Genomic DNA, 14,182 nt, shown 5'->3' on the forward strand with positions numbered 1-14,182 from the left:
TCACAAGTTGGCTGTTATGCAGGAATACACGAATCATTCCGATACCACTTTTGCACTGCGTAATATCTCCTTTCGTGTGCCCGGGCGCACGCTTTTGCATCCGCTGTCGTTAACCTTTCCTGCCGGGAAAGTGACCGGTCTGATTGGTCACAACGGTTCTGGTAAATCCACTCTGCTCAAAATGCTTGGTCGTCACCAGCCACCGTCGGAAGGGGAGATTCTTCTTGATGCCCAGCCGCTGGAAAGCTGGAGCAGCAAAGCGTTCGCCCGCAAAGTGGCTTATTTGCCGCAGCAGCTTCCTCCGGCAGAAGGGATGACCGTGCGTGAACTGGTGGCGATTGGTCGTTACCCGTGGCATGGCGCACTGGGGCGCTTTGGCGCGGCAGATCGCGAAAAGGTCGAAGAGGCGATTTCGCTGGTTGGCTTAAAACCGCTGGCGCATCGGCTGGTCGATAGTCTCTCTGGCGGCGAACGTCAGCGGGCGTGGATCGCTATGCTGGTGGCGCAGGATAGCCGTTGTCTGTTGCTCGACGAACCGACCTCGGCGCTGGATATCGCCCACCAGGTTGACGTGCTGGCGCTGGTGCATCGTTTAAGTCAGGAGCGTGGCCTGACGGTCATTGCCGTGCTGCACGATATCAATATGGCTGCGCGTTACTGTGATTATCTGGTCGCCCTGCGCGGCGGTGAAATGATTGCTCAGGGAACGCCTGCGGAAATTATGCGCGGCGAAACCCTCGAAATGATTTATGGCATCCCGATGGGTATTTTGCCGCATCCGGCGGGTGCTGCACCTGTGAGTTTTGTTTATTGATGAGCGGCTTACCTCTTATTTCGCGCCGTCGACTGTTAACGGCGATGGCGCTTTCTCCGTTGTTATGGCAGATGAATACCGCCCACGCGGCGGCTATTGATCCCAATCGTATTGTGGCGCTGGAGTGGTTGCCGGTGGAATTACTGCTGGCGCTCGGCATCGTGCCTTACGGCGTGGCGGACACCATCAACTATCGCCTGTGGGTCAGCGAGCCGCCATTGCCGGACTCAGTGATCGACGTTGGTTTGCGTACAGAACCTAACCTTGAACTGCTGACCGAAATGAAACCGTCGTTTATGGTCTGGTCGGCAGGGTATGGCCCTTCACCAGAAATGCTGGCACGCATTGCGCCTGGGCGCGGATTTAACTTCAGCGACGGCAAACAGCCGCTGGCGATGGCGCGTAAGTCACTGACGGAAATGGCAGATTTACTTAACCTGCAAAGCGCAGCAGAAACGCATTTAGCGCACTATGAAGACTTTATCCGCAGCATGAAACCCCGCTTTGTGAAGCGTGGTGCGCGCCCGTTATTGCTGACGACACTTATCGATCCGCGCCATATGCTGGTCTTCGGTCCAAACAGCTTGTTCCAGGAAATTCTTGATGAGTACGGCATCCCAAATGCCTGGCAAGGGGAAACCAACTTCTGGGGCAGTACCGCCGTCAGTATCGATCGTCTGGCAGCGTATAAAGACGTTGATGTGCTCTGTTTTGATCACGACAACAGCAAAGACATGGATGCGCTAATGGCAACCCCGCTGTGGCAGGCCATGCCGTTTGTCCGTGCAGGACGTTTTCAGCGCGTTCCGGCGGTCTGGTTCTATGGCGCGACGCTTTCGGCAATGCACTTTGTGCGTATTCTGGATAACGCCATCGGAGGTAAAGCGTGAGTAAACGAATTGCGCTTTTCCCGGCGTTATTGCTGGCGCTGCTGGTTATTGTCGCAGCGGCGCTCACCTGGATGAACTTTTCGCAAGCGCTGCCGCGTAGCCAGTGGGCGCAGGCTGCCTGGTCGCCGGATATTGACGTCATCGAGCAGATGATTTTTCACTACAGCTTGTTGCCGCGTCTGGCGATTTCGCTGCTGGTGGGCGCGGGCCTGGGGCTGGTGGGTGTGCTGTTTCAGCAAGTGCTGCGTAACCCGCTGGCGGAACCGACGACACTTGGCGTTGCTACAGGCGCGCAACTGGGGATTACCGTCACTACGCTCTGGGCGATCCCCGGCGCGATGGCGAGCCAGTTTGCTGCGCTGGCAGGGGCTTGTGTGGTTGGCTTAATCGTCTTTGGCGTCGCGTGGGGGAAACGGCTTTCGCCGGTAACGCTGATCCTCGCGGGGCTGGTGGTGAGCCTTTATTGCGGGGCAATCAATCAGTTACTGGTTATCTTCCATCACGACCAGCTACAAAGCATGTTCCTCTGGAGCACCGGAACGCTGACGCAAACCGACTGGGGCGGCGTTGAGCGTTTATGGCCGCAGCTGCTGGGCGGCGTGATGCTGACGTTACTGCTACTTCGTCCGTTAACCCTGATGGGGCTTGATGATGGCGTGGCGCGCAACCTCGGGCTGGCCTTGTCGCTCGCGCGTCTGGCGGCGCTGTCGCTGGCGATAGTCATCAGTGCGCTGCTGGTGAACGCAGTGGGGATTATCGGCTTTATCGGGTTGTTCGCGCCACTGCTGGCAAAAATGCTGGGGGCGCGGCGTTTGTTGCCACGGTTGATGCTGGCGTCGCTGATTGGTGCGTTAATTCTGTGGCTTTCTGATCAAATCATCCTCTGGCTGACTCGCGTGTGGATGGAAGTTTCCACCGGTTCGGTCACTGCGTTGATCGGTGCGCCGCTGCTACTGTGGCTGCTGCCGCGTTTACGCAGCATTAGCGCGCCGGATATGAAGGTCAACGATCGTGTCGCGACTGAACGCCAACATGTGCTGGCGTTTGCCCTCGCGGGCGGCGTGCTGCTGTTGATGGCTGTGGTAGTGGCGCTGTCGTTTGGTCGTGATGCGCACGGCTGGACGTGGGCGAGCGGGGCGTTGCTCGAGGATTTAATGCCCTGGCGCTGGCCGCGAATTATGGCGGCGCTGTTTGCGGGCGTCATGCTGGCGGTGGCGGGCTGTATTATTCAGCGGCTGACCGGAAACCCGATGGCAAGCCCGGAAGTGCTGGGGATTAGCTCCGGCGCGGCGTTTGGCGTGGTGTTGATGCTGTTTCTGGTGCCGGGTAATGCCTTTGGCTGGCTGTTACCTGCAGGCAGTCTCGGCGCGGCGGTGACGCTGTTGATCATTATGATCGCCGCCGGACGCGGTGGATTTTCCCCACACCGCATGTTACTGGCGGGGATGGCGTTAAGTACCGCGTTCACCATGCTTTTGATGATGTTGCAGGCAAGTGGTGACCCGCGAATGGCGCAAGTTCTGACCTGGATTTCCGGTTCGACTTACAACGCGACCGATGCGCAGGTCTGGCGTACCGGAATTGTGATGGTGATTTTGCTGGCGATTACCCCGCTGTGCCGCCGCTGGCTGACCATTTTACCGCTGGGAGGTGATACCGCACGAGCCGTGGGGATGGCGCTGACGCCGACGCGAATTGCGCTGCTGCTGTTAGCGGCTTGCCTGACAGCGACTGCGACAATGACCATTGGACCGTTGAGTTTTGTTGGTTTAATGGCACCGCATATTGCGCGGATGATGGGCTTTCGACGGACGATGCCACACATCGTAATTTCGGCGCTGGTGGGAGGATTACTGCTGGTGTTCGCTGACTGGTGTGGGCGAATGGTGCTGTTTCCATTCCAGATCCCAGCGGGGCTGCTGTCGACCTTTATCGGCGCGCCATATTTTATCTATTTGTTGAGAAAGCAGAGCCGTTAATTGAATGCCTCGCCCGGTGGGCGAGGCAAAATCATCACAACTTCGCAAACACCCGACGTGCAGCATCGATGGTGTTATTGATATCTTCCATGCTGTGCGCCACAGACATAAAGCCCGCTTCAAACGCTGACGGTGCCAGATAAACACCTTCGTCCAGCATCATATGGAAGAAACGCTTAAAGCGTTCCACGTCACAGGCCATCACATCCTGATAGCACGTCACGGACTCGGCGTCGGTAAAGAAAATACCGAACATGCCGCCAACGTGGTTTACCACCAGCGGAATTCCGGCTTCTTCTGCCGCTTCCAGCAGACCTTCTGCCAGACGTGTTGTCAGCTCATCCAGCGTTTCGTGAACGCCCGGCTGCGCGACTTCATTCAGACAGGCGAAACCAGCAGCCATCGCAATCGGGTTACCGGAAAGCGTACCCGCCTGATAGACCGGACCGGTCGGGGCCAGCGCATCCATTACATCACGACGACCACCGAATGCGCCTACCGGCATTCCACCGCCGATGATTTTGCCGAGGCAGGTGAGATCCGGTTCCACACCGTAATAATCCTGTGCGCCAGCTAGCGCTACGCGGAAACCGGTCATCACTTCATCGATGATCAGCAACGCGCCAAATTCGTCGCACAGCGCGCGCAGACCTGGCAGGAACTCTGGCAGCGGTGGAACGCAGTTCATATTGCCTGCCACCGGCTCGACGATAATACAGGCAATCTCTTGCGGGTATTGCTCAAACGCGGCGCGTACAGAGGCCAGATCGTTATAAGTACAGGTTAAGGTATGTTTGGCGAAATCTGCCGGAACGCCCGGCGAATTTGGCTGGCCTAACGTGAGTGCGCCAGAACCGGCTTTCACCAGCAGGCAGTCAGCGTGACCGTGGTAACAACCTTCAAATTTAATAATTTTGTCGCGATCGGTAAAACCACGGGCCAGGCGGATGGCGCTCATGGTCGCTTCAGTGCCGGAGTTCACCATGCGCACCATATCCATGGTCGGGACCAGTTCGGTCACCAGTTGCGCCATTTTCACTTCCATTTCGGTTGGTGCACCAAAGCTTAAACCACGCTCGGCGGCTTCAATCACGGCATTGCGGATCGCCGGATGGTTATGGCCCAGCACCATCGGCCCCCAGGAACCGACATAATCGATATAGGCTTTGCCATCAACATCGTACAGATAAGCGCCGTCCGCTTTTTCGATAAACAGTGGAGTGCCGCCCACGCCAGTAAAGGCGCGAACAGGGGAGTTCACACCGCCAGGGATCAGCTCGCGCGCTGCGCTGTAAAGATTTTCAGACTTACTCATGGAGGGTTCCTGATTCGTAGAAAAAGTGAATGGCTGCTATTCTATGTTATTCATAACAAGTTAAATACTCGTCAAACATCAGGCTGCTTGTACTGGTGCAATCCTGATTTCTTAGAGTATAAAAGTTTTGTGCATTTGAAACATTACGCTTTGCAAAGGATTTTCATGGAACGTGCGAGTAAAATGCCGTCATCTTATTTGTATGACCAATAAGTGATCATTGGATGAAAACTGATACTCCCTCTTTAGAAACACCGCAGGCCGCGCGCCTGCGACGCAGACAACTGATTCGCCAACTTCTTGAGCGCGATAAAACCCCGTTAGCCATTTTGTTTATGGCGGCAGTCGTCGGCACGCTTGTCGGGCTGGCTGCGGTTGCTTTTGACAAAGGTGTCGCCTGGTTGCAGAACCAGCGTATGGGGGCGCTGGTACATACTGCTGATAATTATCCGCTTCTGTTAACCGTCGCTTTTCTCTGTTCGGCGGTGCTGGCGATGTTCGGCTACTTTTTGGTGCGCAAATACGCGCCGGAAGCAGGTGGTTCGGGGATCCCGGAAATTGAAGGGGCGCTGGAAGATCAACGTCCCGTTCGCTGGTGGCGTGTGTTGCCGGTGAAATTCTTTGGCGGGCTGGGGACACTCGGCGGAGGCATGGTGTTGGGGCGCGAAGGGCCAACCGTACAGATCGGCGGCAATATCGGTCGCATGGTGCTTGATATTTTCCGCCTGAAAGGTGATGAAGCTCGCCATACGCTGTTGGCAACCGGTGCGGCGGCGGGTCTGGCGGCGGCCTTTAACGCCCCGCTAGCGGGTATTTTGTTTATTATCGAAGAGATGCGTCCGCAGTTTCGCTATACGTTAATTTCGATTAAAGCGGTATTTATTGGCGTCATTATGTCGACCATTATGTACCGGATTTTTAATCATGAAGTTGCATTGATTGACGTCGGTAAACTTTCTGACGCGCCGCTTAATACGCTGTGGCTTTATCTGATCCTCGGTATTATTTTTGGCATTTTCGGCCCTATTTTTAATAAATGGGTGCTGGGGATGCAGGATTTGCTGCACCGTGTGCACGGCGGCAATATTACCAAATGGGTACTGATGGGCGGTGCAATTGGCGGTCTGTGTGGATTGCTGGGGTTTGTGGCACCAGCAACGTCGGGCGGCGGCTTTAACCTGATTCCTATCGCTACCGCAGGGAATTTCAGCATGGGAATGCTGGTGTTTATCTTCGTCGCGCGGGTCATTACCACCTTACTCTGTTTCTCTTCCGGCGCGCCGGGCGGTATTTTTGCCCCTATGCTGGCGCTGGGTACTGTGCTGGGAACCGCTTTCGGAATGGTTGCCGTTGAGCTGTTTCCGCAATATCACCTTGAAGCAGGCACTTTTGCTATTGCCGGAATGGGGGCGTTACTGGCGGCATCTATTCGCGCGCCGTTAACGGGAATCATTCTGGTTCTGGAAATGACCGATAACTACCAGCTCATTTTGCCAATGATTATTACCGGTCTTGGCGCAACACTATTAGCACAATTTACCGGCGGGAAACCGCTATACTCGGCGATTCTTGCGCGCACGCTGGCAAAACAGGAAGCTGAGCAACTGGCGCGAAGCAAGGCCGCATCAGCCAGCGAGAATACTTGAACGAAATACCAGGGTATTAGATAATGGCGATTATTATTGGGTTAGAATTTGCCCAATTGCCGATGTCGTTTGGAGCAAAATATGAGTGATGACGTAGCACTGCCGCTGGAGTTTACCGACGCAGCAGCCAACAAAGTTAAAAGCCTGATCGCTGACGAAGATAACCCGAATCTGAAATTACGCGTGTATATCACCGGTGGCGGTTGCAGCGGCTTCCAGTATGGTTTCACCTTTGATGATCAGGTGAACGAAGGCGATATGACCATCGAAAAACAGGGCGTTGGCCTGGTGGTTGATCCGATGAGCCTGCAATATCTGGTCGGCGGTTCCGTTGACTATACCGAAGGTCTGGAAGGTTCTCGTTTCATCGTGACCAACCCGAACGCGAAAAGCACCTGCGGTTGCGGTTCTTCCTTTAGTATCTAATCTGTTGTTCATGTGCCGGATAAACTATCCGGCACATCTTCTCTCTTCAACGCCCATTCTCATCCAGCGCAAACGTCGGTAGCTTAAGATGCCAACGAATAGCCGCCAGTCGAATCAATAGCGTCACGACCATGCCCATCATACTGGCTGTTTCCAGTGGTACGGAAAATGTGTAATAAGCCGTAGCGTGGACAATACCGCCGATAATACAGGCAGTTGCGTAAATTTCTGTACGTAAAATCATGGGGATTTCGCGGGCCAGTACATCACGAATGATCCCGCCGCCAACGCCAGTAATGACGCCCATACAAACCGCGATTAACGGACCGGCTTCCGCATTAAAGGCTTTATTCACGCCAATGCCGACAAACACCGCCAGACCAACGGCGTCCAGCACCGGCAACATCCATTTTGGTAAGCGTCTTGGCTGGCGCACCAGCACGATGGTCAGCATGCTGGTGACCATTGCAACGACCAGATCGGTGGGATCTTTCACCCAAAATACCGGGCCGTGATCCAGCGCCATGTCGCGAATTGTCCCGCCGCCTACTGCGGTAACCACGCCCAGTACCAGAACACCAAAAGGGTCCATACGCAATTTTCCGGCTAACAAAACGCCGGAGATGGCAAATACCGCTGTGCCGACTATATCCAGCCAATAGACGAGCATTGTTCAATCCCCACTGAGCACCTGAAAAGGTCAGGCGCTAATCTACCTGTGAAAGCGCATTACAGAGCTGTTGTGCAGCGAGGATAATACGTGGGCTTGCACGTTCAAACCAGTCACTCGTGAGAGGAATAACGGGAATTTTGAGCTGTTCACCCCAGTATTGTTTGATTTTAGGAATTTGGTCCGGTCCGCCTGTAATGACTATCGCCTGTGGCGCGCGTGCTAACACCTGTTCGCGGCTAACTTGCGGCCAGGGAACCCGGCTATCTTTAAAGATGTTTTCTCCGCCACAAACTTCGAGTACCTGGTTCTGAATCGACTCTTTTCCACTGGTAAATGGCGGATTAATGCCGAATTGCAGAAAAACACGTTTTTTAGGTTTATCAGCATATTGCGCTTTCAATTGCGCGTACTGATCCAGCAGGGATTGCGCGGCTTGTTCGGCCTTGTCTGGTTGCGGACTCCAGGGGGCCAGTTGACGTAACGCATTGGCAATTTGTTCAATGCTTGTCGCATCGACCCACATCACTTTTATTCCCAGCGAAGCCAGCTGGTCAACCTGCCGCTCGGCATTACCTCCACGCCAGGCAATCACCAGATCGGGTTTCAGCGCGACAATGCGTTCCAGATTCATCCCCTGCCAGGTGGAAACCTGCTCAATCTTTTGCGCTTGTGGAGGATAGTCGGAATAGCTGCTGACCCCAACCGGCGTGATCCCGGCGGCAAAGGCAAGTTCAGTGTTGGCGGGAGAAAGCGTGATGACGCGCGGCGCGGCGTTGAGCCACAGTGGCGCAAGAAAAGACAGGGCGACCAGCGCCCTGAACAGTGACTTAGCCATGTGCCAGTTTCTGCACCAGTGACTCAACCATCAGGCTGGACTGTTTAGCGGCAACAGCCAGGAACTCATCGAAGCTAAGATGAGACTGTTGATCGGCCACGTCGGAGATGGCGCGTACTACGACAAACGGGACGTTGAAATTGTGGCAGACATGGGCGATTGCCGTCGCTTCCATCTCTACAGCAATGGCCTGTGGGAAGTTGTGGCGGATTTTTGCCAGACCAACAGAACCGTTGATGAAAGCGTCGCCGCTAACAATCAGGCCACGTACAGCGTTAAGATTTAGTTCGGCAATGCAGGCCTCAGCGGCAGCGATCAGTTTATCGTCAGCTTTAAAGCCTGCCGGACAGCCTGGTAACTGACCGTATTCATAACCAAATGCCGTGACATCCGCGTCGTGATAACGTGCTTCGTCCGAGACAACGATATCGCCCACTTTCAGCGTCGGTGCCAGGCCACCGGCAGAACCGGTGTTAATAATCACATCTGGCTTGCAGTGTTCCAACAGCAGAGTGGCACCCAGCGCCGCAGCGACTTTACCGATGCCCGATTTCAGAAGCGCAACCTCGGTTCCATTCAGTTGGCCGGTATAGATTTCGCAACCGCCGAGACTGATAGTTTGACGGTTTTCGATTTTGTCACGCAGCAGCGTAACTTCTTCTTCCATTGCACCAATGATGCCGATTTTCATAGATTTACTCGCGATAAGCCCGATTTGAAGGCATAGTTTACCATGCGCTTACGGGGAAGCGTATTTCTCACGCGGGAGAGGACATGGCACAGATTGATTTCCGAAAAAAAATAAACTGGCATCGTCGTTACCGTTCACCGCAGGGCGTTAAAACCGAACATGAGATTCTGCGGATCTTCGAGAGCGATCGCGGGCGTATCATCAACTCTCCGGCAATTCGTCGTCTGCAACAAAAGACCCAGGTTTTTCCACTGGAGCGCAATGCTGCCGTGCGCACGCGTCTTACCCACTCAATGGAAGTTCAGCAGGTGGGGCGCTACATCGCCAAAGAAATTTTAAGCCGTCTGAAAGAGCTTAAATTGCTGGAAGCATACGGCCTGGATGAACTGACCGGACCTTTTGAAAGCATTGTTGAGATGTCATGCCTGATGCACGATATCGGCAATCCGCCGTTTGGTCATTTTGGCGAAGCAGCGATAAATGACTGGTTTCGCCAACGTTTGCACCCGGAAGATGCCGAAAGCCAGCCTCTGACTGACGATCGCTGCAGCGTGGCGGCACTACGTTTACGGGACGGGGAAGAACCGCTTAACGAGCTGCGGCGCAAGATTCGTCAGGACTTATGTCATTTTGAGGGGAATGCACAAGGCATTCGTCTGGTGCATACATTGATGCGGATGAATCTCACCTGGGCACAGGTTGGCGGTATTTTAAAATATACCCGTCCGGCGTGGTGGCGTGGCGAAACGCCTGAGACACATCACTATTTAATGAAAAAGCCGGGTTATTATCTTTCTGAGGAAGCCTATATTGCCCGGTTGCGTAAAGAACTTAATTTGGCGCTTTACAGTCGTTTTCCATTAACGTGGATTATGGAAGCTGCCGACGACATCTCCTATTGTGTGGCAGATCTTGAAGATGCGGTAGAGAAAAGAATATTCAGCGTTGAGCAGCTTTATCATCATTTGCACGAAGCGTGGGGCCAGCATGAGAAAGGTTCGCTCTTTTCGCTGGTGGTTGAAAATGCCTGGGAAAAATCACGCTCAAATAGTTTAAGCCGCAGTACGGAAGAACAGTTTTTTATGTATTTACGGGTAAACACCCTAAATAAACTGGTACCCTACGCGGCACAACGATTTATTGATAATCTGCCTGCGATTTTCGCCGGAACGTTTAATCATGCATTATTGGAAGATGCCAGCGAATGCAGCGATCTTCTTAAGCTTTATAAAAATGTCGCTGTAAAACATGTGTTTAGCCATCCAGATGTCGAACAGCTTGAATTGCAGGGCTATCGGGTCATTAGCGGATTATTAGAGATTTATCGTCCTTTATTAAGCCTGTCGTTATCAGACTTTACTGAACTGGTAGAAAAAGAACGGGTGAAACGTTTCCCTATTGAATCGCGCTTATTCCACAAACTCTCGACGCGCCATCGGCTGGCCTATGTCGAGGCTGTCAGTAAATTACCGTCAGATTCTCCTGAGTTTCCGCTATGGGAATATTATTACCGTTGCCGCCTGCTGCAGGATTATATCAGCGGTATGACCGACCTCTATGCGTGGGATGAATACCGACGTCTGATGGCCGTAGAACAATAACCAGGCTTTTGTAAAGACGAACAATAAATTTTTACCTTTTGCAGAAACTTTAGTTCGGAACTTCGCGCTATAAAACGAATCTGAAGAACACAGCAATTTTGCGTTATCTGTTAATCGAGACTGAAATACATGAAAAAAACCACATTAGCACTGAGTGCACTGGCTCTGAGTTTAGGTTTGGCGTTATCTCCGCTCTCTGCAACGGCGGCTGAGACTTCTTCAGCAACGACAGCCCAGCAGATGCCAAGCCTTGCACCGATGCTCGAAAAGGTGATGCCTTCAGTGGTCAGCATTAACGTAGAAGGTAGCACAACCGTTAATACGCCGCGTATGCCGCGTAATTTCCAGCAGTTCTTCGGTGATGATTCTCCGTTCTGCCAGGAGGGTTCTCCGTTCCAGAGCTCTCCGTTCTGCCAGGGGGGCCAGGGCGGTAATGGCGGCGGCCAGCAACAGAAATTCATGGCGCTGGGTTCCGGCGTCATCATTGATGCCGATAAAGGCTATGTCGTCACCAACAACCACGTTGTTGATAACGCGACGGTGATTAAAGTCCAGCTGAGCGATGGTCGTAAGTTCGACGCGAAGATGGTTGGCAAAGATCCGCGCTCTGATATCGCGCTGATCCAGATCCAGAATCCGAAAAACCTGACCGCAATTAAGATGGCGGATTCTGATGCACTGCGCGTGGGTGATTACACCGTAGCAATTGGTAACCCGTTCGGCCTGGGCGAGACAGTAACTTCCGGGATTGTCTCTGCGCTGGGGCGTAGCGGCCTGAATGCCGAAAACTACGAAAACTTCATCCAGACCGATGCAGCGATCAACCGTGGTAACTCCGGTGGTGCGCTGGTTAACCTGAACGGCGAACTGATCGGTATCAACACCGCGATCCTCGCACCGGACGGCGGCAACATCGGTATCGGTTTTGCTATCCCGAGTAACATGGTGAAAAACCTGACCTCGCAGATGGTGGAATACGGCCAGGTGAAACGCGGTGAGCTGGGTATTATGGGGACTGAGCTGAACTCCGAACTGGCGAAAGCGATGAAAGTTGACGCCCAGCGCGGTGCTTTCGTAAGCCAGGTTCTGCCTAACTCCTCCGCTGCAAAAGCGGGCATTAAAGCGGGTGATGTGATCACCTCACTGAACGGTAAGCCGATCAGCAGCTTTGCTGCCCTGCGTGCTCAGGTGGGTACTATGCCGGTGGGCAGCAAACTGACCCTGGGCTTACTGCGCGACGGTAAGCAGGTTAACGTGAACCTGGAACTGCAGCAGAGCAGCCAGAATCAGGTTGATTCCAGCTCCATCTTCAACGGCATTGAAGGCGCTGAGATGAGCAACAAAGGCAAAGATCAGGGCGTGGTAGTGAACAACGTGAAAACGGGCACTCCGGCTGCGCAGATCGGCCTGAAGAAAGGTGATGTGATTATTGGCGCGAACCAGCAGGCAGTGAAAAACATCGCTGAACTGCGTAAAGTTCTCGACAGCAAACCGTCTGTGCTGGCACTGAACATTCAGCGCGGCGACAGCACCATCTACCTGTTAATGCAGTAATCTCCCTCAACCCCTTCCTGAATACGGGAAGGGGTTCTCCTTATAATCTGTGAACTTCGCCACAACTCCATACATCTTCATCATCCTTTGGGCATTTGCACAATGCCGTACGTTACGTACTTCCTTATGCTAAGCCGTGCATAACGGAGGACTTATGGCTGGCTGGCATCTTGATACCAAAATGGCGCAGGATATCGTGGCACGTACCATGCGCATCATCGATACCAATATCAACGTAATGGATGCCCGCGGGCGAATTATCGGCAGCGGCGATCGTGAGCGTATTGGTGAATTGCACGAAGGAGCATTGCTGGTACTTTCACAGGGACGAGTCGTCGATATCGATGATGCGGTGGCACGTCATCTGCACGGTGTGCGGCAGGGGATTAATCTGCCGTTACGGCTGGAAGGTGAAATTGTCGGCGTAATTGGCCTGACAGGTGAACCAGAGAATCTGCGTAAATATGGCGAACTGGTCTGCATGACGGCTGAAATGATGCTGGAACAGTCGCGGTTGATGCACCTGTTGGCGCAGGATAGCCGTTTGCGGGAAGAACTGGTGATGAACCTGATTCAGGCTGAGGAGAATACCCCCGCACTTACTGAATGGGCGCAACGGCTGGGGATCGATCTCAATCAACCGCGAGTGGTGGCTATTGTTGAGGTCGACAGCGGTCAGCTTGGCGTGGACAGCGCAATGGCGGAGTTACAGCAACTGCAAAACGCGCTGACTACGCCCGAGCGTAATAATCTGGTGGCGATTGTCTCGCTAACCGAAATGGTGGTGTTGAAACCGGCGTTGAACTCTTTTGGGCGCTGGGATGCAGAAGATCATCGTAAGCGAGTTGAACAACTGATTACCCGCATGAAAGAGTACGGCCAGCTGCGTTTTCGCGTTTCGCTGGGTAACTATTTTACCGGACCGGGTAGTATTGCCCGCTCTTATCGTACGGCGAAAACGACGATGGTGGTGGGTAAACAGCGGATGCCAGAAAGTCGCTGCTATTTTTATCAGGATCTGATGTTGCCTGTGTTACTCGACAGTTTGCGTGGCGACTGGCAGGCCAACGAACTGGCGCGACCGCTGGCGCGGCTGAAAGCGATGGATAATAACGGCTTGCTGCGACGTACGCTGGCGGCGTGGTTTCGCCATAACGTGCAGCCGCTGGCAACGTCAAAGGCGCTGTTTATTCATCGTAATACCCTGGAGTATCGGCTTAATCGCATATCGGAACTGACCGGGCTGGATTTGGGCAATTTTGATGACAGGTTGCTACTGTATGTCGCGTTGCAACTGGATGAAGAGCGGTAGGTCGATTACAAAATTACAGCCGGGTGAGACTTTACCCGGCCCACAGAATGGCATTATTTACGCGTCAGTTTTTCCAGATCGGCTTCAATCTCGCTGATCTTATTGGTTACTACTGACTCCAGGTGACGTAAGTCGTCGAGGATCTTACGCTTAAGATCAACTTCGCTGCGGTCACGCTGGCAGATTTGATCAAGCTCATCAATGATATACCGTAGATTCGGGCTGATTTCCTGCACTTCTTTATAACCCTGACCCACACCATCGGCGACGACCGTTTTACGCTGACGCGGATATTTAAATTTCACGCTCTTGGCAAAAAACTCGCCTTTGTCTTTCTGGAAATAGATTTTCAGAATATCGTTGTTGGCTTCCTGCCGGAGGCTGTAACGATCAATTTCTTCAGGATTGGTAATACCCAGACTTTTCAGATTGTCGTACATAGCGTT

Annotated in this window: 15 protein-coding genes; 10 read left to right on the forward strand and 5 right to left on the reverse strand. The window is 53.3% G+C overall.

What is annotated here, in order from left to right:
• The first annotated feature begins 16 nt into the window (after window positions 1-16).
• The 3 genes from fhuC to fhuB are packed head-to-tail and all read left to right on the forward strand — an operon-like array spanning window position 17 to window position 3,683.
• Entirely contained in the window at window positions 17-814 is a 798-nt protein-coding gene (fhuC, locus tag ACJHXB_RS04995; RefSeq protein ID WP_001158929.1) for a Fe3+-hydroxamate ABC transporter ATP-binding protein FhuC, read from the forward strand.
• Window positions 814-1,704: a Fe(3+)-hydroxamate ABC transporter substrate-binding protein FhuD gene (gene fhuD, locus ACJHXB_RS05000; protein WP_001308368.1), complete on the forward strand. Its 891-nt coding sequence runs from the start codon at window positions 814-816 to the stop codon at window positions 1,702-1,704. The genes fhuC and fhuD overlap by 1 nt, the downstream gene beginning before the upstream one ends.
• Complete coding sequence (fhuB, locus tag ACJHXB_RS05005) at window positions 1,701-3,683, forward strand: Fe(3+)-hydroxamate ABC transporter permease FhuB (RefSeq protein WP_000044040.1); 1,983 nt, start codon at window positions 1,701-1,703, stop codon at window positions 3,681-3,683. The genes fhuD and fhuB overlap by 4 nt, the downstream gene beginning before the upstream one ends.
• Window positions 3,684-3,717: 34 nt before the next feature.
• Here fhuB and hemL read toward each other — a convergent pair whose 3' ends face one another.
• A complete protein-coding gene (hemL, locus tag ACJHXB_RS05010) occupies window positions 3,718-4,998 on the reverse strand; it encodes a glutamate-1-semialdehyde 2,1-aminomutase (RefSeq protein WP_000045273.1) in 1,281 nt (426 codons plus the stop codon).
• A 165-nt stretch (window positions 4,999-5,163) separates the two neighbouring features.
• On the opposite strand from hemL, the gene yadX reads away from it, so the two are divergent.
• Genes yadX through erpA form a run of 4 tightly spaced genes read left to right on the forward strand, consistent with a single transcriptional unit; the run spans window position 5,164 to window position 7,070 of the window.
• Window positions 5,164-5,211, forward strand: coding sequence for a protein YadX (gene yadX, locus ACJHXB_RS05015; RefSeq protein WP_211180485.1), 48 nt, complete (start codon window positions 5,164-5,166; stop codon window positions 5,209-5,211).
• Between the two features lie 11 nt (window positions 5,212-5,222).
• Window positions 5,223-6,644, forward strand: coding sequence for a H(+)/Cl(-) exchange transporter ClcA (gene clcA / locus ACJHXB_RS05020; protein WP_000845394.1), 1,422 nt, complete (start codon window positions 5,223-5,225; stop codon window positions 6,642-6,644).
• A 23-nt stretch (window positions 6,645-6,667) separates the two neighbouring features.
• Window positions 6,668-6,733 carry a small protein YadW gene (gene yadW, locus ACJHXB_RS05025; RefSeq protein ID WP_120795373.1) on the forward strand — a complete coding sequence of 22 codons (66 nt, stop codon included), beginning with the start codon at window positions 6,668-6,670 and terminating at the stop codon, window positions 6,731-6,733.
• Complete coding sequence (gene erpA / locus ACJHXB_RS05030) at window positions 6,726-7,070, forward strand: iron-sulfur cluster insertion protein ErpA (protein ID WP_001295564.1); 345 nt, start codon at window positions 6,726-6,728, stop codon at window positions 7,068-7,070. The genes yadW and erpA overlap by 8 nt, the downstream gene beginning before the upstream one ends.
• A gap of 46 nt (window positions 7,071-7,116) precedes the next feature.
• On the opposite strand, the gene ACJHXB_RS05035 is transcribed toward erpA, so the two are convergent.
• From ACJHXB_RS05035 to mtnN, 3 genes are read right to left on the reverse strand one after another with little or no spacing between them, the layout of a single operon-like run.
• On the reverse strand, window positions 7,117-7,740 hold the full coding sequence (locus ACJHXB_RS05035) for a TRIC cation channel family protein (protein WP_000964221.1): 624 nt from the start codon (window positions 7,738-7,740) through the stop codon (window positions 7,117-7,119).
• Window positions 7,741-7,777: 37 nt separating this feature from the next.
• Window positions 7,778-8,578 (reverse strand): vitamin B12 ABC transporter substrate-binding protein BtuF, encoded by an 801-nt coding sequence (gene btuF, locus ACJHXB_RS05040; protein ID WP_001306218.1) that lies wholly within the window; start codon window positions 8,576-8,578, stop codon window positions 7,778-7,780.
• Window positions 8,571-9,269, reverse strand: coding sequence for a 5'-methylthioadenosine/S-adenosylhomocysteine nucleosidase (gene mtnN, locus ACJHXB_RS05045; RefSeq protein WP_000689844.1), 699 nt, complete (start codon window positions 9,267-9,269; stop codon window positions 8,571-8,573). Before mtnN ends, btuF begins: the two co-directional genes overlap by 8 nt.
• Before the next feature lie 83 nt (window positions 9,270-9,352).
• Between mtnN and dgt the strand changes: the two genes are divergently transcribed.
• The 3 genes from dgt (at window position 9,353) to cdaR (ending at window position 13,736) form a co-directional block, all read left to right on the forward strand.
• Entirely contained in the window at window positions 9,353-10,870 is a 1,518-nt protein-coding gene (dgt, locus tag ACJHXB_RS05050) for a dGTPase (RefSeq protein ID WP_000057062.1), read from the forward strand.
• Window positions 10,871-10,999: 129 nt separating this feature from the next.
• On the forward strand, window positions 11,000-12,424 hold the full coding sequence (degP, locus tag ACJHXB_RS05055) for a serine endoprotease DegP (protein ID WP_000753946.1): 1,425 nt from the start codon (window positions 11,000-11,002) through the stop codon (window positions 12,422-12,424).
• A gap of 154 nt (window positions 12,425-12,578) precedes the next feature.
• On the forward strand, window positions 12,579-13,736 hold the full coding sequence (cdaR, locus tag ACJHXB_RS05060; RefSeq protein WP_000929439.1) for a DNA-binding transcriptional regulator CdaR: 1,158 nt from the start codon (window positions 12,579-12,581) through the stop codon (window positions 13,734-13,736).
• Between the two features lie 53 nt (window positions 13,737-13,789).
• Here cdaR and ACJHXB_RS05065 read toward each other — a convergent pair whose 3' ends face one another.
• Window positions 13,790-14,176: a DUF3461 family protein gene (locus ACJHXB_RS05065; RefSeq protein ID WP_000272188.1), complete on the reverse strand. Its 387-nt coding sequence runs from the start codon at window positions 14,174-14,176 to the stop codon at window positions 13,790-13,792.
• Window positions 14,177-14,182: the final 6 nt, after the last annotated feature.

This window comes from Escherichia sp. WS3227_2, from assembly GCF_046486495.1.
GTDB lineage: Bacteria > Pseudomonadota > Gammaproteobacteria > Enterobacterales > Enterobacteriaceae > Escherichia > Escherichia coli.